The 17698-nt window shown below is 69.6% G+C and carries 15 protein-coding genes; 9 read left to right on the top strand and 6 right to left on the bottom strand.

The window, feature by feature from the left end:
* The first annotated feature begins 64 nt into the window (after positions 1–64).
* The 7 genes from ACSFBE_RS04290 to ACSFBE_RS04320 are packed head-to-tail and all read left to right on the top strand — an operon-like array spanning position 65 to position 8097.
* Positions 65–1438, top strand: a complete 1374-nt coding sequence (locus tag ACSFBE_RS04290; RefSeq protein WP_435489138.1) for a GTP cyclohydrolase II — start codon at positions 65–67, stop codon at positions 1436–1438.
* Complete coding sequence (locus ACSFBE_RS04295) at positions 1435–2841, top strand: URC4/urg3 family protein (RefSeq protein ID WP_435489139.1); 1407 nt, start codon at positions 1435–1437, stop codon at positions 2839–2841. Before ACSFBE_RS04290 ends, ACSFBE_RS04295 begins: the two co-directional genes overlap by 4 nt.
* Positions 2842–2895: 54 nt before the next feature.
* Positions 2896–3525 carry a uracil phosphoribosyltransferase gene (upp, locus tag ACSFBE_RS04300; protein ID WP_435489140.1) on the top strand — a complete coding sequence of 210 codons (630 nt, stop codon included), beginning with the start codon at positions 2896–2898 and terminating at the stop codon, positions 3523–3525.
* Positions 3526–3566: 41 nt separating this feature from the next.
* Positions 3567–4568: a BMP family protein gene (locus tag ACSFBE_RS04305; protein WP_435489141.1), complete on the top strand. Its 1002-nt coding sequence runs from the start codon at positions 3567–3569 to the stop codon at positions 4566–4568.
* Between the two features lie 6 nt (positions 4569–4574).
* Positions 4575–6119 (top strand): ABC transporter ATP-binding protein, encoded by a 1545-nt coding sequence (locus ACSFBE_RS04310; protein WP_435489142.1) that lies wholly within the window; start codon positions 4575–4577, stop codon positions 6117–6119.
* On the top strand, positions 6116–7177 hold the full coding sequence (locus ACSFBE_RS04315) for an ABC transporter permease (protein WP_435489143.1): 1062 nt from the start codon (positions 6116–6118) through the stop codon (positions 7175–7177). Before ACSFBE_RS04310 ends, ACSFBE_RS04315 begins: the two co-directional genes overlap by 4 nt.
* Positions 7174–8097 carry an ABC transporter permease gene (locus ACSFBE_RS04320; protein ID WP_435489144.1) on the top strand — a complete coding sequence of 308 codons (924 nt, stop codon included), beginning with the start codon at positions 7174–7176 and terminating at the stop codon, positions 8095–8097. The genes ACSFBE_RS04315 and ACSFBE_RS04320 overlap by 4 nt, the downstream gene beginning before the upstream one ends.
* Positions 8098–8104: 7 nt before the next feature.
* Here the strand turns inward: ACSFBE_RS04320 and ACSFBE_RS04325 are convergent, their stop codons facing one another.
* The 3 genes from ACSFBE_RS04325 to ACSFBE_RS04335 all read right to left on the bottom strand — a co-directional run bounded on the left by ACSFBE_RS04325 (position 8105) and on the right by ACSFBE_RS04335 (position 12061).
* Positions 8105–8500, bottom strand: a complete 396-nt coding sequence (locus ACSFBE_RS04325) for a cyclophilin-like fold protein (RefSeq protein WP_435489145.1) — start codon at positions 8498–8500, stop codon at positions 8105–8107.
* Positions 8501–8656: 156 nt separating this feature from the next.
* Positions 8657–9622 (bottom strand): AraC family transcriptional regulator, encoded by a 966-nt coding sequence (locus ACSFBE_RS04330; protein ID WP_435489146.1) that lies wholly within the window; start codon positions 9620–9622, stop codon positions 8657–8659.
* A 117-nt stretch (positions 9623–9739) separates the two neighbouring features.
* Positions 9740–12061, bottom strand: a complete 2322-nt coding sequence (locus ACSFBE_RS04335; protein WP_435489147.1) for a TonB-dependent receptor — start codon at positions 12059–12061, stop codon at positions 9740–9742.
* 78 nt (positions 12062–12139) lie between these two features.
* Here ACSFBE_RS04335 and ACSFBE_RS04340 point away from each other — a divergent pair, with 78 nt between their 5' ends.
* On the top strand, positions 12140–12559 hold the full coding sequence (locus ACSFBE_RS04340; RefSeq protein WP_435489148.1) for a YbaN family protein: 420 nt from the start codon (positions 12140–12142) through the stop codon (positions 12557–12559).
* A gap of 28 nt (positions 12560–12587) precedes the next feature.
* Here ACSFBE_RS04340 and metE read toward each other — a convergent pair whose 3' ends face one another.
* Positions 12588–14924, bottom strand: coding sequence for a 5-methyltetrahydropteroyltriglutamate--homocysteine S-methyltransferase (gene metE, locus ACSFBE_RS04345; protein ID WP_435489149.1), 2337 nt, complete (start codon positions 14922–14924; stop codon positions 12588–12590).
* A 70-nt stretch (positions 14925–14994) separates the two neighbouring features.
* On the opposite strand from metE, the gene ACSFBE_RS04350 reads away from it, so the two are divergent.
* Entirely contained in the window at positions 14995–15921 is a 927-nt protein-coding gene (locus tag ACSFBE_RS04350; RefSeq protein ID WP_435489150.1) for a LysR family transcriptional regulator, read from the top strand.
* 10 nt (positions 15922–15931) lie between these two features.
* Here the strand turns inward: ACSFBE_RS04350 and ACSFBE_RS04355 are convergent, their stop codons facing one another.
* Together ACSFBE_RS04355 and ACSFBE_RS04360 are read right to left on the bottom strand one after the other, a co-directional pair.
* The gene (locus tag ACSFBE_RS04355; RefSeq protein WP_435489151.1) at positions 15932–17305 is read right to left on the bottom strand and encodes a type II toxin-antitoxin system HipA family toxin; all 1374 of its coding nucleotides are present in this window, start codon (positions 17303–17305) and stop codon (positions 15932–15934) included.
* On the bottom strand, positions 17302–17610 hold the full coding sequence (locus tag ACSFBE_RS04360) for a helix-turn-helix domain-containing protein (RefSeq protein WP_435489152.1): 309 nt from the start codon (positions 17608–17610) through the stop codon (positions 17302–17304). The genes ACSFBE_RS04355 and ACSFBE_RS04360 overlap by 4 nt, the downstream gene beginning before the upstream one ends.
* Positions 17611–17698 lie beyond the last annotated feature (88 nt).

The following is a 17698-nucleotide window of genomic DNA, read 5'->3' on the forward strand; positions in this document are numbered from 1 at the left end:
GATCGACCACCCCGCTTGCCAGCCGCGAAGTCGGTCGCTACATTGCATTTTTTGAGGGCCTGCAATGTCTGTCGACACCGTTTCGAATTCCCCCCTTCCCGCTCAACCGCCCTCCGTCTCGCCACCCACCTCGCCAGCCGCACCGCCCGATGCGGCCACCGTCTCCGTCTCGCTGTCCCCGGTCTATTCGCCCAGCGCCACCGCACCGCGCCACATCCGGCTGACCTCGCACGCCGGCGGCTTCGGCGCGCTGCCGATCCGCTGGGGTGCGGCGACCGCCACCGAGCGCGGGCCGATCGTGGGCACGACCACCAAGCGCGCGCACCGCAACGTGATCGGCACACACAGCGGCTCGTACAGCGTGTACCGGGCGCTGGCCGTGGCGGCCGGGGCGCTCAACCCGCAGCACAAGGCCGACCTCACCAACACGTCGCCGACCGACCTCATCGGCCCATACCCGCAGTGGTCCGACCCGGGCCGCATCGTGTCGCTCGACCCCTGGGGCGCGGCGGTGGCCGACGTCTTCTCGACCGAACTGGCGGCCGGCTACGACATCCGCCCGACCATTGCCGTGACCCAGGCGCACGTCATCCTGCCGGAGGTGATCGAGGCGCTGCAGACCGGCCGCCTGAAAGCCGACGGCAAGTTCCTCACCGCCGGTGGCGCCGCGATGGTGACCAAGGCCGCCATCGAACCCGTATGGTTCCTGCCCGAGGTCGCCCGGCGCTTCGGCTGCTCCGAGACCGACCTGCGCCGCGTGCTGTTCGAAGAGACCGGCGGCATGTACCCCGAGCTGGTGACGCGCTCCGACCTCGAAGTCTTCCTGCCACCCATCGGCGGCCAGACCCTCTACATCTTCGGCAACCCGCGCGACCTGGCGAACCCCGAGGTCGAGCTCACCGCCCGCATCCACGACGAGTGCAACGGCTCCGACGTGTTCGGCTCCGACATCTGCACCTGCCGGCCCTACCTCACCCATGCCATCGAGGAATGCATCCGCGGTGCGCAGCGCGGCGGCGTCGGGCTCATCGCCTATTCGCGCAAGGAAGGCCGCGCGTTGGGCGAGGTCACCAAGTTCCTGGTCTACAACGCGCGCAAGCGCCAGGTCGGCGGCGACACGGCCGACCAGTACTTCGCCCGCACCGAGTGCGTGGCCGGCGTGCAGGACATGCGCTTTCAGGAACTGATGCCCGACGTCTTCCACTGGCTCGGCATCCGGAAAATCCACCGCCTGGTGTCGATGAGCAATCTCAAGTACGACGCCATCAGCGGCTCGGGCATCGAGATCGGCGAGCGGGTCAACATTCCCGACGAACTGATCCCGGCCGACGCCCGCGTCGAGATGGACGCCAAGATGGCGGCCGGCTATTTCACCCCCGGCCCGGTGCCGGATTCGGAAGAACTCAAGAAGGCCAAGGGCCGCGGACTGAGCGAATGAACGAAGACAACGACGGGCTGAAGCCCGAACAGCCCCGCACCTCGCTGGTGACGGCCCACGGGCACATCGACCCCGACATCGAACTGGAGATCGATTTCAGCCATCCGTCCGGCGCTGCCGGCTATCTGCGCACCACTGCCGCCGTGCGCGAACGCGCGGCGCAGTTGCTGGCACGCGCGCGCCGCGGCGAATCGCGCTGGTTCACCATCGGTGGCGACCGCGTGCTCGAGGACGCGGCCGCCACCGTGGCCGAGGTCACGCGCGAACGCTACCCGTCCGGCCGCATTCCCTTCCACAGCCGCTGGCGGCATTTCGAGGCCGGCGGCATCGATCGGCTGGCCCAGCTCGACCGCCTCCTGGGCGACAAGGTCACCCGGCGCGAGCGGGCCCGTGCACAGGTCGATCTGGTGGTGGTCAGCGTGCTGCTCGATGCCGGCGCCGGGCCCGACTGGCACTATGTCGAATCCGCCAGCGGGCAACGCTTCACCCGTTCCGAAGGCCTGGGCGTCGCGAGCTTCCACGCCTTCACCAGCGGCCTGTTCTCGTCCAACCCGGACAAGCCGCTGCAGGTCGACGCGGCGGGGCTGCGCGCCCTCGTCACCGACCGGTTGGCCCAGGCTTTCCAGGTGAGCGGCGTGAACCCGATGGTCGGGCTGGCCGGCCGTGCCACGCTGCTGCGGCGGCTGGGCGAAGCGATCAGCGAACAGCCGGAGATCTTCGGTGAGCAGAGCCGCCCGGGCGGCCTGTTCGATGCGGCGGTCGGCGCCTACGGGCCCGAAGTGCCGCCCACCGCCGAGGTCCAGGTGCACGTGCTGCTCGCCCTGGTCCTGGGATCGCTCTCGCGCATCTGGCCCACTGCCAATTCGGTCGACAGCCTGGCCGCGGACGGCAGCGACGCGCCCGGCGGCACCGTGATCGGTTCCAGCAATCCGGACTATCTGCTGGGCGACTGCTGGCGCCACGGCGCGGTGCAGGGGCCGGGGCTTTCGAACGGCTGGGTGCCCTTCCACAAGCTGTCGCAGTGGCTGACCTATTCGCTGCTCGAGCCCTTCGAGTGGGCCGGCGTGAAGGTGCGCGGGCTCGACACGCTCACCGGCCTGCCCGAGTACCGCAACGGCGGCCTGCTGATCGACAGCGGCGTGATCCTGTTGCGCGACCCGGCGCTGGCGGCGCGCACCTGGAAGGCCGGCGACGAGTTCATCGTCGAATGGCGCGCGCTGACGGTGGCCCTGCTCGACGAACTGGCACCGCGCATGCGCACGCTGCTGGGCCGAAGCGCCGAAGAACTGCCGCTGGCCTGCGTGCTCGAAGGCGGCACCTGGGCCGCGGGCCGCGTGCTGGCACAGCGCTTGCGAGACGGCTCACCTCCTCTGCAGATCGAAAGCGACGGCACGGTCTTCTAGACTCACACCCTTTTCAGAACCACAACAAGGCTTCACCGCCGCGCTTCAGACACCATGAGCAACGTTCACGTCATCGACCACCCCCTCGTCCAGCACAAGCTCACCCTGATGCGCCGCAAGGACGCGTCCACCAACAGCTTCCGCCGCCTGCTCAACGAGCTCAGCATGCTGATGGCCTACGAGGTCACGCGCGACATGCCGATGCAGGATATCGAGGTCGAGACGCCGCTCGAAACCATGACCTCGAAGGTGATCGACGGCAAGAAGCTGGTGCTGGTGTCGATCCTGCGTGCCGGCAACGGCATCCTCGAAGGCATGTTGAGCGTGGTGCCCGGGGCGCGCGTCGGCCACATCGGGCTGTACCGCGACCCCAAGACGCTCACCGCCGTCGAGTACTACTTCAAGATGCCCGGCGAGATGCAGGACCGCGACATCATCGTGGTCGACCCAATGCTGGCGACGGGCAACTCGGCCATCGCCGCCGTCGAGCGCATGAAGGAACTCAGCCCCAAGTCGATCAAGTTCGTCTGTCTGCTGGCCTGCCCCGAGGGCGTGAAGGCGCTGCAGACCGCGCACCCCGACGTGCCGATCTACACCGCCGCCATCGACCGCGAACTCAACAGCCACGGCTACATCCTGCCGGGGCTGGGCGACGCTGGCGACCGCATTTTCGGCACCAAGTAGCGCGCGCAGCGCACCCATTTCAAAACCCGAGGAGAAGCACCGTGCACGCACGCCGCCAGTTGATCGTCCGTTCCGTCGCCATCGCGGCGGCACTCGCCGCCGGCGCCCCCGGCCTCGCGCTGGCCCAGGCCAAGCTCAAGGTCGCTGCGGTGTACACCGTGCCCTTCGAGCAGCAGTGGGTGGGCCGCATCCACAAGGCGCTGAAGGCCGCCGAGGCCCGCGGCGAGATCGAATACAAGGCGACCGAGAACGTCGCCAATGCCGACTACGAACGCGTGATGCGCGAATACGCCACGGCCGGCAACCAGCTGATCCTGGGCGAGGTCTTCGGCGTCGAGGCCGCGGCCCGCAAGGTCGCCAAGGATTTCCCGAAGGTCGCCTTCCTGATGGGCTCGTCGCTCAAGCCGCAGGCACCGAACTTCAGCGTGTTCGACAACTACATCCAGGAGCCGGCCTACCTCTCCGGCATGGTCGCCGGCGGCATGACCAAGACCAACAAGATCGGCATGGTCGGCGGCTTCCCCATCCCGGAGGTGAACCGCCTGATGAACGCCTTCATGGCCGGCGCCAAGGAAACCAACCCGAAGGTCGAGTTCAGCGTGAGCTTCATCAACAGCTGGTTCGACCCACCGAAGGCCAAGGAAGCCGCCTTCGCCATGATCGACAAGGGCGCCGACGTGATGTACGCCGAGCGCTTCGGCGTGAGCGACGCGGCCAAGGAAAAGGGCAAGCTCGCCATCGGCAACGTGATCGACACCCAGGCCCAGTACCCCGACACCGTGGTCGCCTCGGCCCTGTGGAATTTCGAGCCCTCGGCCGACCGCGCCATCAAGCTGGTGAAGGAAGGCAAGTTCGCCGCCGAAGACTACGGCCAATACTCGATGATGAAGTTCAAAGGCTCCGAACTCGCACCGCTGGGCACCTTCGAGAAGAAGGTCCCGGCCGACATCGTGAGCAAGGTGAAGGCCAGGCAGGCCGACATCCTGGCGGGCAAGTTCACCGTGAAGGTGGACGACGGCCAGCCGAAGTCGACGGCCAGATAAGCGTTCGTGGCTTCCCCGGTCCTCCGACTTCGGAACATCACCAAGCGCTTCGGCACCCTGACCGCCAACGACGCCATCTCGCTCGACCTGCACGCGGGCGAGGTGCTCGCGCTGCTGGGCGAGAACGGCGCGGGCAAGTCGACGCTGATGTCGATCCTGTTCGGCCACTACACGGCCGACGAAGGCGACATCGAGGTCTTCGGCCAGCCGCTCGCGCCGGGCAACCCCAAGGCAGCGCTGGCCGCGGGCATCGGCATGGTGCACCAGCACTTCACCCTGGCCGACAACCTGAGCGTGCTCGACAACGTATTGATGGGCACCGAGCCGCTGTGGCAACCCTTCTCGCGTCGTAGTGCCGCACGCGGCAGGTTGCTCGACGTGGCGCAGCGCTTCGGCCTGCCGGTGCGGCCCGATGCCCGCATCGGCGACCTGTCGGTCGGCGAACGGCAGCGCGTGGAGATCGTCAAGGCGCTGTACCGCGGCGCGCGCATCCTGATCCTCGACGAGCCGACCGCCGTGCTCACGCCGCAGGAGAGCGAGGCGCTGTTCGCCACGCTCGCGCAGATGGTGGCGCAGGGCCTGTCGATCATCTTCATCAGCCACAAGCTGGGCGAGGTGCTGCGCGTGTCGCAGCGCATCGCCGTACTGCGGGGCGGCAAGCGGGTGGCCGAAGCGCGCGCGGCAGACACCACGCAGGCCGAGCTGGCGCTGTGGATGGTCGGGCATGCGGTCGAGAAGACAGCGCGACGCCCCGCCCTGACGGTCGGCGATGCGGTCTGCGTGCTCGACCATGTGTCGACCACCGGCAGCGGCCACGACCGGCTCGACGATGTCACCCTGACGCTGAAGGCGGGCGAGATCGTCGCGATCGCCGGCGTTTCGGGCAACGGCCAGGTGGCGCTGGCCGAACTGCTCAGCGGCACGCGCAAGGCCACGCACGGCACGGTCACGCTGATGGGCCGGGCGCTGCCGCCCTCGCCTGCCCAACTGGTGCCGCGCGGGGTCGCGCGCATCCCCGAAGACCGGCATGCCGTGGGCGTGATCGGCGACCTGCCGGTGTGGGAGAACGCGGTGTCCGAGCGCCTGCGCAGCCCGGCCTTCTCGCGCTGGAGCCCGCTCGGCCGCTGGGTGCGCCGCGCCGCGGCACGCGCCCACGCGTTGCGCGTGGAGAAGGCCTACGACGTGCGCGGCGCCGGCCTGCAATCGCCGGCGCGTTCGCTGTCCGGCGGCAACATGCAGAAGCTGATCCTCGGCCGTGCGCTGATGGCGCCCGAAGCGGCCAACGGCCAGCGCAAGCCGCCGCGGCTGATCGTCGCGCACCAGCCGACCTGGGGGCTGGACATCGGCGCGGTCGCGTACGTGCAGCAGCAACTCATCGCCGCACGCGATGCGGGCGCGGCGGTGCTGATGATCTCCGACGACCTCGACGAGGTGCTGGCGCTCGGCGACCGCGTCGCCGTGATGCATGGCGGACAACTCGGCGAACCACGCCCGGCCGCTGCGTGGACGCGCGAAGCCATCGGCCTCGCGATGGCTGGGACGCACGCATGAGGCTCGAGCGCCGCCACGAGACGTCGCGCGCCGCGCTCGTGCTCGCACCCATCGGCGCGGTCGCGTTCACGCTCGCCATCAGCGCGCTGCTGGTGCTCTGGGCCGGCGCGCCGGTGGGCCGCACCTACGCGCTGCTGCTGCAGGGCGGCTTCGGCTCGGTGTTCGCCTGGAGCGAGACGCTGACGCGCGCCATCCCGCTGATCCTCACCGGCCTGGCCGCGACCGTCGCCTTCAAGGCGCGGCTCTTCAACATCGGTGCCGAGGGCCAGTTCTATGCCGGTGCGCTCGCCGCGGTGGCCGTGGGCGGCATGCATGGCGGCACCGGCTTCGAGGTGTCGCCGTGGCTGCTGTTCCCGCTGATGATGCTCGCTGCCGCGCTGGCCGGGGCGCTGATGCTGCTCGGGCCGGCGCTCATGAAGAACAAGCTGGGCGTCGACGAGGTCGTGACCACGCTGCTCATCAACTTCATCGTGCTGCTCGCGGTGTCGGCGCTGCTCGATGGCCCGATGAAAGACCCGACGGCCATGGGCTGGCCGCAGAGCGTGTCGCTGCAACCGGCGCTCGAACTCGGCAAGCTGATCGCGCAGACGCGGGTGCACACCGGGTTGCTCTGGGCCGTGTCGCTGGCGGTCGTCGTCTGGGCGATCTTCAAGCACACGGTGCTGGGCTTCGACATCCGCGCGGTCGGTGCGAATGCACGCGCCGCCGCCTTCGCGGGCGTGCCGGTGACGCGCACGGTCGTGATGGTCGCGCTGCTCTCGGGCGCGCTGGCCGGGCTCGCGGGCGCGATCGAGGTGGCCGGGCGCACCAGCTACGTCACGCTCGACATGTCGCCGGGCTATGGCTACACCGGCATCGTGATCGCGATGCTGGCCGGGCTCCATCCGCTGGGCGTGATCGCGGCCGGCGTGTTCGTGGCCGGCGTGCTGGTCGGCGCCGACACCATGAGCCGCGCGGTGGGCGTGCCGACCTACATCGCGGACGTGATCGTCGCAGCCTCGCTGATCGCGGTGCTGGTGGCCACGCTGCTGACGCAGTACAGGGTCCGGCGCACATGAGCGACCTTCTCGACATCCTCGGCAACGCGTCCTTCTGGGTGGCCACGCTGCGCATCGCCACGCCGCTGATCTTCGGCACGCTGGGCGTGCTGCTGTGCGAGCGGGCGGGCGTGCTCCATCTCGGCATCGAAGGGATCATGGTCGCGGGCGCCTTCGCCGGATGGCTCGCGGTATTTGCCGGCGCGCCGCTGTGGATCGGCGTGGGTGTCGCGGCGCTCACGGGCGCGGCGTTCGGACTGCTGCACGCCTTTCTCACGGTCGGGCTCGCGCTGTCGCAGCACGTGTCGGGGCTGGGCATCACGCTGCTCGCCACCGCGCTCAGCTACTACGGCTATCGCGTGAGCTTCCCCAAGGTGAACACGCCGCCAACGGTCACGCCCTTCGCGCCGATGGAATGGCTGCCCATCCCCGTGCTGGGCGCACAAACGCCGCTCACCCTGCTGGCGCTCGCGCTGGTGCCGCTGGTGGCTTGGGTGCTCTACCGCACGCCGATGGGGCTGGCGGTGCGCATGGTCGGCGAGAACCCGCAGGCGGCCGAGGGCCAGGGCGTGTCGGTCGCGGCCACGCGCACCGGTGCCATCGTCGCGGGCTCGGCGCTGATGGGGGTGGCGGGGTCGTTCCTCACCCTGTCGGCGTTCAACGCGTTTTTCTTCAACATGGTCAACGGCCGCGGCTGGATCTGCGTGGCGCTGGTCGTGTTCGCCTCGTGGCGGCCGGGCAAAGCGCTGTTGGGCGCCCTGCTCTTCGCCTTCTTCGACGCGCTGCAACTGCGGCTGCAGCAGTCGGGCGACGCGGTGCTGCCCTACCAGCTCTACCTGATGCTGCCGTACCTGCTGTCGATCCTGGCGCTGGTGCTGGTGGCGCGCAAGGCGAGCTACCCCCAGGCGCTGATGAAGCCGTACCGCAAGGGCGAACGCTAGGCGCCATCTAAGCGCCCTGCAGCGCCGCGCTCGCAGGCCGAAGCGCCACCGGCGCGACGATCTCCAGCGTCACCTCGATCGGGCCCGGGCGCGCGAGGGCTTCCAGGCCCTGTGCGATGTGGCCCAGCACATGAAAGCCGCCGCTGCGCGGCTGGCCATCCTCCCGGTGCAAGACCGCCAGGTCGGGCCCGGCCGTCCAGCAGACCAGGGTGCCGGCCGCGCAGATCTGCGTGTGCGTCTCGGCACGCGAGATGGCGCGCGGCAACGGGCCGAACTTCTCGCGCCGGAACAGGTCGTGCATCGTGACCGTGAGCGGCAACATGGCCGCGAATTCGCGCGCTGCCTCGGTGTCTGCCAGGGTGGCCGGGATGACCTGGTCATCGAACTTCAGATGAATCTTCATGGTGGACCTCGACGAAGTCGTCCCGATGCCCGGGACAGGCGCCGCCGGCGGCGCCGCTCGATGGCGCCCCGGACATGGCATGAATGGAAATGGACGCGGGCCGGGGCCGGAATGGCTGCCCGCGCTTGCGCGCCGGGTCGGGCGCTCAACAGGCCGTCATCGACCCCGCTGCCCCAACTGCATCTCGCGCAGGCGCCTCACGTCGCGCGCCGGCGGCAGCCCGAAGAAGCGGCTGTATTCGCGGTTGAACTGCGATTGGCTCTCGTAGCCCACGCGGTGACCGGCGGTGGCGGCATCGACACGCTCGCTGATCATGATGCGGCGCGACTCCTGCAGCCGCAGCTGCTTCTGGAACTGCAGCGGGCTCATCGAAGTCACGGACTTGAAGTGCTGATGCAGCGACGACACGCTCATGTGCACCTCGTCGGCCACGTCCTCGATGCGCAGCGGCTCGCGAAAGCGCTGCGACAGCACGTTGATGGCGTGAGTGATGCGCTGGCTGTGGCTGTCGATCACCGCCATCTGCGCCAGGCGCCAGCCGTCGGGCGAGCGCAGCAGGCGGTACAGGATCTCGCGCACGATCAGCGGGGCGAGCACGGCCACGTCGTCGGGCGCATCGAGCAGTTTGACCAGGCGCAGCACCGGATCCAGCAGCGTCGTGGAGAGCTCGCCGGTGAAGATGCCGCGTTGCGGCGCACTCTGCGGCGAGGTGTCGCCCAGGCCGAACTCGAGCGCCAGCGCCGCGATGTCCTTCACGTCGAAGAGCAGGCGCAGGCCGAGGTAGGGCGACTCCGGCGAGGCGTCGATCACCTGCCCCGAGATCGGCAGGTTCTGCGAGGCCACGAGGTACTGGTCGCTGTCGTAGATGTACACCTCGTCGCCCAGCAGCACGCGCTTGCTGCCCTGCGCCAACACGCAGAAGGCCGGTTCGCAGACCGAATGCACGGGGTGCGCCATCTGCGAGGCCCGTGCCAGCATCAGCCGCGGGATCGCGGTCTGGTGGGCACCGTCGACCACCGTGAGACGGTCGATGAGCGCGGCCAGTTCGGCCCGCAGAACCGTGACCTGCACCTGGTCGACGGGCGGCTCGGTGCGCAGTGGCGAAGGGGTGGAAGTCAGCATGGACTGGAGCTTAGGCAAGTCGCGGCCGCTTGTCTCGCGCGGGACCTCGGCGCCGGACGATCGTGCAAACATCCGAAACGATTCTGCAAGCGGCGCCTGCATTCCGGCTGCTCCGGCCTAGAAATCGACCCGCAGCGTGGCGCCGAGCGTCCGCGGGGTTCCGACCGAGGCCAGGTAGGCGCCGTTGGCGGTCGCGGTCACCGCCTGGAAATAGCGCTTGTCGAAGGCATTGCGCAGCCAGAGCGACAGGCTCCACAGCTGGCTGCCGTGCGCCAGTTCCCAGCGGGTGGCGAGGTTCAGCAGGCCGTAGGCCGGAACGCGCGCGTACACCGACGCGTCCAGCGTGCCGTCCTGGCCGGAGCGCCAGGCATAGGCGGCCGACACCGCGTGCATCAACGAGGGCGACCAGCGATAGCGGTACTCGGCGCCGACATTGAGGATCCAGCGCGGCGCCCCGGCGACCTGCCGGCCCGACAGGTCGCAGCGCGCCGCCGGCTGCGGCACGGCGATTTCCGACGGGCACGGCGCGTTGTCGTAGTGCCGGTATCGGGCGTCGTTGAACGACGCGTTCGACCACAGCGTGAGGCCGCGCGTCGGGAGCGCCTTCAGTTCGAGTTCCACGCCGCGCGAGCGCAGGTCGCCGGCGTTGGTGAGGATCTGCACATAGTTGCCCACGCCCGCGCCCGAGGGCACCAGGTAGGCCGTCTGGTAGCCCCGCACCCCGGCCACGAAGGCGTTCAGATTCAGCTGCAGGCGGTCGTCGAGAAATCGGCTCTTGACGCCGAGGTCGAGGCTGTCGACACGCTCCGGCCCGAGGATGAGCGACTGCACCCCGAGCGGCCCGGGTGCCGCGCCGGGGCCGCCGAGGTTGATGCCGCCCGACTTCTCGCCATGCGACAGGCTGGCATAGCCCATCAGCGCCGGCGCGAAGCGGTAGCTTGCGCTCAGCAGGGCCGACGGACTGGTCTGCCGGGTGCGCAGCGGCCCGGTATCGTAGGCGCCCAGCACCAGCGGGTTGTTGCGCAGGAAGGCGGTGGCCCGCGCCCCGCCCGTCGAATTGTCGCGCTGCGTGCGCGCCTTCTTTTCCTCTTCCGTCACCCGCAGCCCGGCCGTGAGGTCGAGGTCGGGCGTGGCATGCCAGGTCGCCTGCGAGAACAGCGCGTAGCTCTGCGTGTCGAGCGCCCCGAAATGGATGCTGGAGGCATTGGCGAACACCGGCACGGCGGTGCCCTGCAGCACGATGTCGGCGCGTGCGCCGAAGTCGGTCCAGGCCTGGTTGCGCAGGCGTTGGCGCAGCAGGTAGGCGCCCACCACGTAGTCGACCGCGCCACCGGTCGGGCCGGCCAGCCGCAGCTCCTGCGAGAACTGCTGCTGCCGCAGGGCGCTTCCGCCTTCCAGCAGCACGGGGATGTTGAGGCTGTCGTTCGTGATCCGTGTGAAGCGCCAGTCGCGCGCCGCGGTGATCGAGGTGATCTGCGCCCCCGAGGCGAGCTTCCACCGCGCCTCGGCCGACAGCGCGTTCTGGTCGCTGCGCACCGATTCCTCGCCGTCGATGTTGACCTCGCGCCGCCGCGGGTCGGTGACGATGCCGGTCGCGCCGCCGGCCAGCGCGCGCGCCATCGCCAGCCCCGGCCCGAGCCCATAGGTCACGGCCGTGCCGCTGCTCGAGCGCTCGCGGTGGTGCTCGGCGATCAGGCGCAGGCTGAAGTCGTCGCGGTCGCGCACCAGCAACTGCCCGCGCACGCCGGAGCGGTCGCCGCCACCGAGCCGGTCGCCGTTGTACAGGTTGGTGATCGATCCGCCCTCGTGCGAGCCGTAGACGAGCAGGCGCCCGGCCACGTCGTCGGACAGCGCCCCCGAGAACAGTGCCTGGCCCTGCGCCAGACCGCGCTGGCCGACCGACAGCTGCAGGCTGCGCTCGGTCTCGAAGGTGGGCGCGCGGGTGTGGATGCTCAGCACGCCGGCGGTGGTGTTCTTGCCGAACAGCGTGCCCTGCGGGCCGCGCAGCAGGTCGATGCGCTCGATGTCCAGCAGGTCGAAGGCCGCCATGCCGGCGCGGCCGAGGTACACGTTGTCGACGTACACGCCGGTGCTGCCTTCCAGCCCGTCGTTGCTCGGGTTGCGGCCGATGCCACGCACCGCGATGCTGAGCCTGCGCGCGTCCGGCGCCGCGATGCTGGTGCTCGGCAGCTGCTGCTCCAGGTCCTGGAGGCGCTCGACGCGCTGCGCTTCGAGTTCGCGCCCCTCGAGCACGGCGATCGGAACCGGCACCGCCTGCGCCGCCTCGTCGCGGCCGCGTGCGTTCACCGTCACCGGCGCGAGCGTGCCGATCTCGGCCGGCTGGGCGCCGGCACCGGCGGCCATGCCGGAAAGAAGGAAGCACCAGGTGCTGCGGGCTCGGCGCAAAGCGCTCGGCGCCTTGCTGCGCTGTCTCTGCATGAGGTCGGAGGAGTGCCTTGCTCCCTTGGCTATTGAGTCGGGCCGTACTTTAAAGGACGGGCGTGACAATGGCGGTGCATGCCTGCCTCCCGAGACCCCGCGCCGCCGCGCCCTGCCGCCCGCCCGCTGCCGCGCCTGGCGCGCTGGCTGCTGCTGGCCTTCGCCGTCCTGTGCCTGGTGCTGGCGGTCATCGGCGTCGTGCTGCCCGGCATGCCGGCCACGGTCTTCATCCTGCTGGCCGCATGGGCCGCGGCCCGCAGCTCGCCGCGGCTGCATGCCTGGCTGCTGGCCCACCGCCTCTTCGGCCCGATGCTGCACGACTGGGAGAACGGCCATTGCGTGAGCCGCCGCGCCAAGTGGAGCGCCAGCGCCGCCATGGCCTTCGGCGCCGTCGTGCTGGCGTGGACCGCCTACCGCCCCTGGATCGCCATCGCCGGCATCGGCTGCATGGCCGTGGTGCTGACGTGGCTGTGGCGCCGGCCGGAAGCGCCGCTGTGAACCGCTGACCTCAGCACCGGCCGGCGCATCAGTCCGCCAGCTCGGCCCGCAACTGCTTCGCCGCGGCCACCATGTTGGCGAGCGCCGCTTCGGTCTCGGCCCAGCCGCGCGTCTTGAGGCCGCAGTCGGGGTTGATCCACAGATGGGCGGGCGGCACGACGGCCGCGGCCTTGCGCATGAGACGCACCATCTCCTCGGTGGTGGGCACGCGCGGCGAATGGATGTCGTACACGCCGGGGCCGATCTCGTTCGGGTACGCGAACGCGCCGAAACCGCGCAGCAGTTCCATGTCGGAGCGGCTGGTCTCGATGGTGATCACGTCGGCGTCCATCGCCGCGATCTCCGGCAGGATGTCGTTGAATTCCGAGTAGCACATGTGGGTGTGGATCTGCGTGCGGTCCGCCACCCCCGAGGCGCTGATGCGGAAGGCGCGCGTCGCGCCCTGCAGGTAAGGCTTCCAGCCGGCGCGGCGCAGCGGCAGGCCTTCGCGGATGGCCGGCTCGTCGATCTGCACGATGCCGATGCCGGCCTTCTCGAGGTCGACCACTTCGTCGCGGATGGCCCAGGCGATCTGCTCGGTGGTCACGCTGCGCGGCTGGTCGTCGCGCACGAAAGACCATTGCAGGATGGTGACCGGCCCCGTCAGCATGCCCTTCATCGGCCGCGTCGTCAGGCGCTGCGCGAAGGCGGTCCATTCGACCGTCATCGGCGACGGCCGGGCCACGTCGCCGTAGATGATCGGCGGCTTCACGCAGCGCGAGCCGTACGACTGCACCCAACCGTTGGCCGTGAAGGCGAAGCCGTCGAGTTGCTCGCCGAAGTACTCGACCATGTCGTTGCGCTCGGCCTCGCCGTGCACCAGCACATCGATGTCCAGCGCCTCTTGCTTGCGCACGGCCAGCGTGATCTCTGCGCGCATCTGCTCGGCGTAGGCGGCGGCGTCGAGCGCGCCGCGCTTGAAGGCGGCACGGGCGGCGCGGATGGCCGCGGTCTGCGGGAACGAGCCGATGGTGGTGGTCGGCAAGGGCGGCAATGCGAAGCGCGCGCGCTGCACCGCCTGGCGCTCGGCGAAGGGCGCGGCGCGGCGATCGTCGCCGTCGACGCTGCGTGCCAGGCGCAGCGCGACGTCGGCACGGTGCACGCGCGGGCTGGTGCGCCGCGCCGCGACGGCCGTGCGCGCGGCCTGCAGCTCGTCCACGACGGTGCCCTCCTCCCCGTCGAGCGCGGCGCGCAGCACTCGCAGCTCGTCGAGCTTCTCCACGGCGAAGGCCAGCCACGACTTCACGTCGGGGTCGAGCTTCTGTTCCGCCGCGAGGCCGAAGGGCACGTGCAGCAGCGAGCACGACGGCGCGAGCCACAACTCGCCCCGGTGCTTGTCCACCACCGGCCGCAGGCGGGCGAGCGCCGCGTCGAGGTCGGTGCGCCAGATGTTGCGCCCGTCGACGATGCCGACCGACAGCACCTTGTGCCCTGGCAGCCAGTCGGCCACGCCGGTGAGTTCGTCCGCCGCGCGCACCGCGTCGACGTGCAGGCCGGCCACCGGCAACTGGCAGGCCAGGCGCAGGTTCTCGGCCAGCGGCGAGAAGTAGGTCGCGAGCATCAGCTTGGGCGCGCTGCGGGCCAGCTGCCAATAGCTGCGCTCGAAGGCGTGGCGCCAGGCATCGGGCAGGTCCAGCCCGAGGATCGGCTCGTCGATCTGCACCCATTCCACGCCCTGCGCCTTCAGGCGCGCCAGCACCTGTTCGTACACCGGCAGCAGCGCATCGAGCAGCGAGAAGCGCTCGAAGCCTTCCGACTTCTCCTTGCCCAGCCAGAGGAAGGACAGCGGGCCCAGCAGCACCGCCTTGACCGGGTGGCCGAGCGACTGCGCCTGCGTGACCTCGTCGAACAGACGCTCTGAGCCGAGCCCGAAGCGCGTGGCCGGCGTGAACTCCGGCACCAAGTAGTGGTAGTTGGTGTCGAACCACTTGGTCATCTCCAGCGCGAAGGTTCCGGTGTACGCGTGCGCGCAGCCTTCGTGCCCGACGGGTGCCGCTTCTTCGGCCGCGACGCCGCGCGCCATGGTGAAGTAGCGCGACAGCGCGGGTTCGTCGCCGCCGAAGCCGAAGCGCGCGGGCTCGCAGCCCAGCAACTGGATGTGGTTGGCGACATGGTCGTAGAAGGCGAAGTCGCCGACGGTCACGAAGTCGAGGCCTGCGTCGCGCTGCGCCTGCCAGTGGCGGGCGCGCAGGTCGGCGCCGACGGCTTCGAGCGCGTCGCGGTCGATCTCGCCGCGCCAGTGTTGTTCGAGGGCGAACTTGAGTTCGCGTTGCGCGCCCATGCGCGGAAAACCTAGGGTGTGGACGAGGGTGTGGATACGTGTCATGCCGCGATGGTCGGGCTTCCGGCACTATGATTCAAACGAAACCTTTTGCCCATCAACTTGAATTTCATTCATGTCGCAGTCGATCCTCGAAATCCGCCACCTGCGCACCCTCGTCGCGCTGCGCGACACCGGCAGCCTGGTGCGCGCCGCGCAGTTGCTCAACCTCACGCAGTCGGCGCTGTCGCACCAGATCAAGCTGCTGGAAGACCGCTATGGCACGCCGCTGTTCGAGCGCAAGTCGGTGCCGCCGCAGTTCAGCGGCACCGGCCTGCGCCTGCTGCAACTGGCCGACGCGGCGCTGCCGATGGTGGAAGAAGCCGAGCGCGACGTGTCGCGTCTGGCCGCGGGCGGCGCAGGGCAACTGCGCATCGTGGTCGAGTGCCACACCTGCTTCGACTGGCTGATGCCTGCGATGGACGCCTTCCGCAGCCGCTGGCCCGAGATCGAGCTGGACATCGTCTCGGGCTTCCACCCCGACCCGATCGCCCTGCTGCTGCAGAACCGCGCCGAAGTGGCGATCGTCTCCGAGCAGGACCCGGCCGAGGCGGTCGACTACCACCCGCTCTTCCAGTTCGAAATCGTCGCGCTGCTCGCCAACGACCATGCGCTGGTGTCGAAAACGCACCTCACGGCACGCCACTTCACCGACCAGACACTCATCACCTACCCGGTGCCCGACGAGATGCTCGACATCGTGCGGCAGGTGCTGGCGCCGGCCGGCGTGCAGCCGGCGCAGCGGCGCACCACCGAGCTCACGGTCGCGATGCTGCAACTTGTGGCCAGCGGCCGCGGCATCGCCACGCTGCCGCTGTGGGCCGTGCAGGGCTACCTCGACCGCGGCTACGTCACGGCCAGGCGGGTCGGCGCCAAGGGGCTGACCGGCGAGCTGCACATGGCCTGCACCGCGGCCACCTCGGCCCGGCCGTGGCTGGCGGACTTCGTGCAGATCACCCGCGAGAGCTGCTTCGTGAGCCTGCCGGGCATCGCGCTGCTCTGAGCGCCAAGCCTTAAGCGCGCGCCGCCTCGTCCCAGGCGGCGAGCAGATCCGGCCGACGCAGCCGCTGCAGCCCTTGCCGCAGATGCGGATGGTTCGCCACGCGGGCGAGCAACTGCTGCTTCTGCCGGGGCGTGAGGCCACTCGCCAGGATCGGTGCCAGCCACTGCCGGCCGGCCTCGGCCGCCACGTCGCGAACCACCTTCGACGCACCGGCCACCTGCAGGCCCAGCGCATTGCAGAAAGCCTGCAGCCGCGCCGGATTGAAGACCGGTTCCACGTGCTGCTTCTGTGCATCGGGCATCAGCCGCAGCGCATGGCCGCGCGCGCCGGCGTAGAGGAAGGTCGCCGTGATGTCGTAGGCCGGCGCCAGCGCGGCCTGGCGCCGGTCGCGGTAGAGCAGGCCCAGGTTCTTCAGGTGCATGTCGGCATTGCCGAGCAGTTCGTTGACCTCGATGCGGCGCAGCAGCTCGTGCACGGCGGGCACCCCGCATTGCGGCAGGCCCAGCAGCACGGCCGCGACGGCGAGGTACGACTCGGTGTACTTGTGCTCGGGCGGCTTGCCGAAGACCTGCGCGAAGTCCTCGAAGTGGATCTTGTCGCCGTGGTCGCGGTCGAAGCGCGTGATCGCCAGGAACTGGCCGTCGACCTCTTCGCCCAGGTCGTAGCGGTGCGGCGCGGTCAGCGCCGACATCGACACCAATTCGAAGCGGCACACGTCGACCCCGGCGAGGCCGGCGAGCGTCATGCCCAGGTTTTCGAGCTGCGGCATGCGCGGGTATTCAGCCGAGGGCAGCTTGGCGATGATGGCGGCGTCGCCCTGCGACGTGCGGCCGACGAAGCGGCCTTCTGCAGTGCGATTGACGCCGATCTTGGGCTGCACGCCGGAGATCGACAGCGCGTCCTGGAACGGCTCCGACCAGACCGAGGCTTCGAGCGCGTCCTGGTTCTGGGTCACCAGGCGCTGCAGCGTGTCGCGGGAGATGTCTTCCCATTCCGCCGTGACCGCCCCCGGCATGTTCTTGCCGCAGGCCGCGATCATGCCCATGTGGTCCATCGGATCGATGGCCGCCTCTTCGGCCACGAAGCGCCGAAAGATGCCTTCGGGCAGGAGGTTCTGGAAGAACGGCGGCAATTGGGCGTCGCCCTTGCTGCCGGTCGTGCTGTTGAATTCGGGCCGGGTCACGTCGAGCCAGAACGACTGCTGCTGCGCCGGGTCTTCTGCGCGCATCGACTCCGACAGCACGTCGGCCTCGGCCCAGGGGATGCGGGCATAGGCCTCGTCGGCGACGAAGCGCAGGATCGGCGGCAAACCGGGCTGCTCGTACTTGAACAGGCAACCGATGCGCCGGCCATGCAGCTTGATCACCAGCACCGGGACGTTCATCGCCGGCCTTCCTTGATGCGGGCCAAGCGCTGCTGGACGGCCGACAGCGCGTGCGTCGGTTCGCCGTCCGTGGCAGTACGCAGCTCGGGCAGAGCCCGCTCGAGCGCACGGGGCACGGTGACCAGGTCCAGCTGCAGCACCTCCATCACGGCCAGCAGGGTCGACACCTGCACGTCGTTGCCCTTGAGCAGCCGATAGACGGCTTGGCGACTGACGCCGGCTTTCTCGGTCAGCGCCTGACGCGTCAGCCCGCTCGACCGTCGGGCGGCTTCCACACGTTCGGCCAGTTCCAGCAAGGTGCTCATGGTGTTGCGTATTCGAATATTTAATGAATATCTTATCGTATTTGCAACGACTATAAGTTGCGTATTCAATACGATTTACATTTACTTA

This window comes from Variovorax sucrosi, from assembly GCF_051216635.1.
Taxonomy (GTDB): Bacteria; Pseudomonadota; Gammaproteobacteria; order Burkholderiales; family Burkholderiaceae_C; genus Variovorax.

What these genes read in the sequence shown, in the direction of transcription:
- ACSFBE_RS04290 (WP_435489138.1), top strand. Translation starts at nt 65, where the DNA reads ATGTCTGTCGACACCGTTTCGAATTCCCCCCTTCCCGCTCAACCGCCC.
- ACSFBE_RS04295 (WP_435489139.1), top strand. Translation starts at nt 1,435, where the DNA reads ATGAACGAAGACAACGACGGGCTGAAGCCCGAACAGCCCCGCACCTCG.
- upp (WP_435489140.1), top strand. Translation starts at nt 2,896, where the DNA reads ATGAGCAACGTTCACGTCATCGACCACCCCCTCGTCCAGCACAAGCTC.
- ACSFBE_RS04315 (WP_435489143.1), top strand. Translation starts at nt 6,116, where the DNA reads ATGAGGCTCGAGCGCCGCCACGAGACGTCGCGCGCCGCGCTCGTGCTC.
- ACSFBE_RS04320 (WP_435489144.1), top strand. Translation starts at nt 7,174, where the DNA reads ATGAGCGACCTTCTCGACATCCTCGGCAACGCGTCCTTCTGGGTGGCC.
- ACSFBE_RS04325 (WP_435489145.1), bottom strand. Translation starts at nt 8,500, where the DNA reads ATGAAGATTCATCTGAAGTTCGATGACCAGGTCATCCCGGCCACCCTG.
- ACSFBE_RS04330 (WP_435489146.1), bottom strand. Translation starts at nt 9,622, where the DNA reads ATGCTGACTTCCACCCCTTCGCCACTGCGCACCGAGCCGCCCGTCGAC.
- ACSFBE_RS04335 (WP_435489147.1), bottom strand. Translation starts at nt 12,061, where the DNA reads ATGCAGAGACAGCGCAGCAAGGCGCCGAGCGCTTTGCGCCGAGCCCGC.
- ACSFBE_RS04340 (WP_435489148.1), top strand. Translation starts at nt 12,140, where the DNA reads ATGCCTGCCTCCCGAGACCCCGCGCCGCCGCGCCCTGCCGCCCGCCCG.
- metE (WP_435489149.1), bottom strand. Translation starts at nt 14,924, where the DNA reads ATGACACGTATCCACACCCTCGTCCACACCCTAGGTTTTCCGCGCATG.
- ACSFBE_RS04350 (WP_435489150.1), top strand. Translation starts at nt 14,995, where the DNA reads ATGTCGCAGTCGATCCTCGAAATCCGCCACCTGCGCACCCTCGTCGCG.
- ACSFBE_RS04355 (WP_435489151.1), bottom strand. Translation starts at nt 17,305, where the DNA reads ATGAACGTCCCGGTGCTGGTGATCAAGCTGCATGGCCGGCGCATCGGT.
- ACSFBE_RS04360 (WP_435489152.1), bottom strand. Translation starts at nt 17,610, where the DNA reads ATGAGCACCTTGCTGGAACTGGCCGAACGTGTGGAAGCCGCCCGACGG.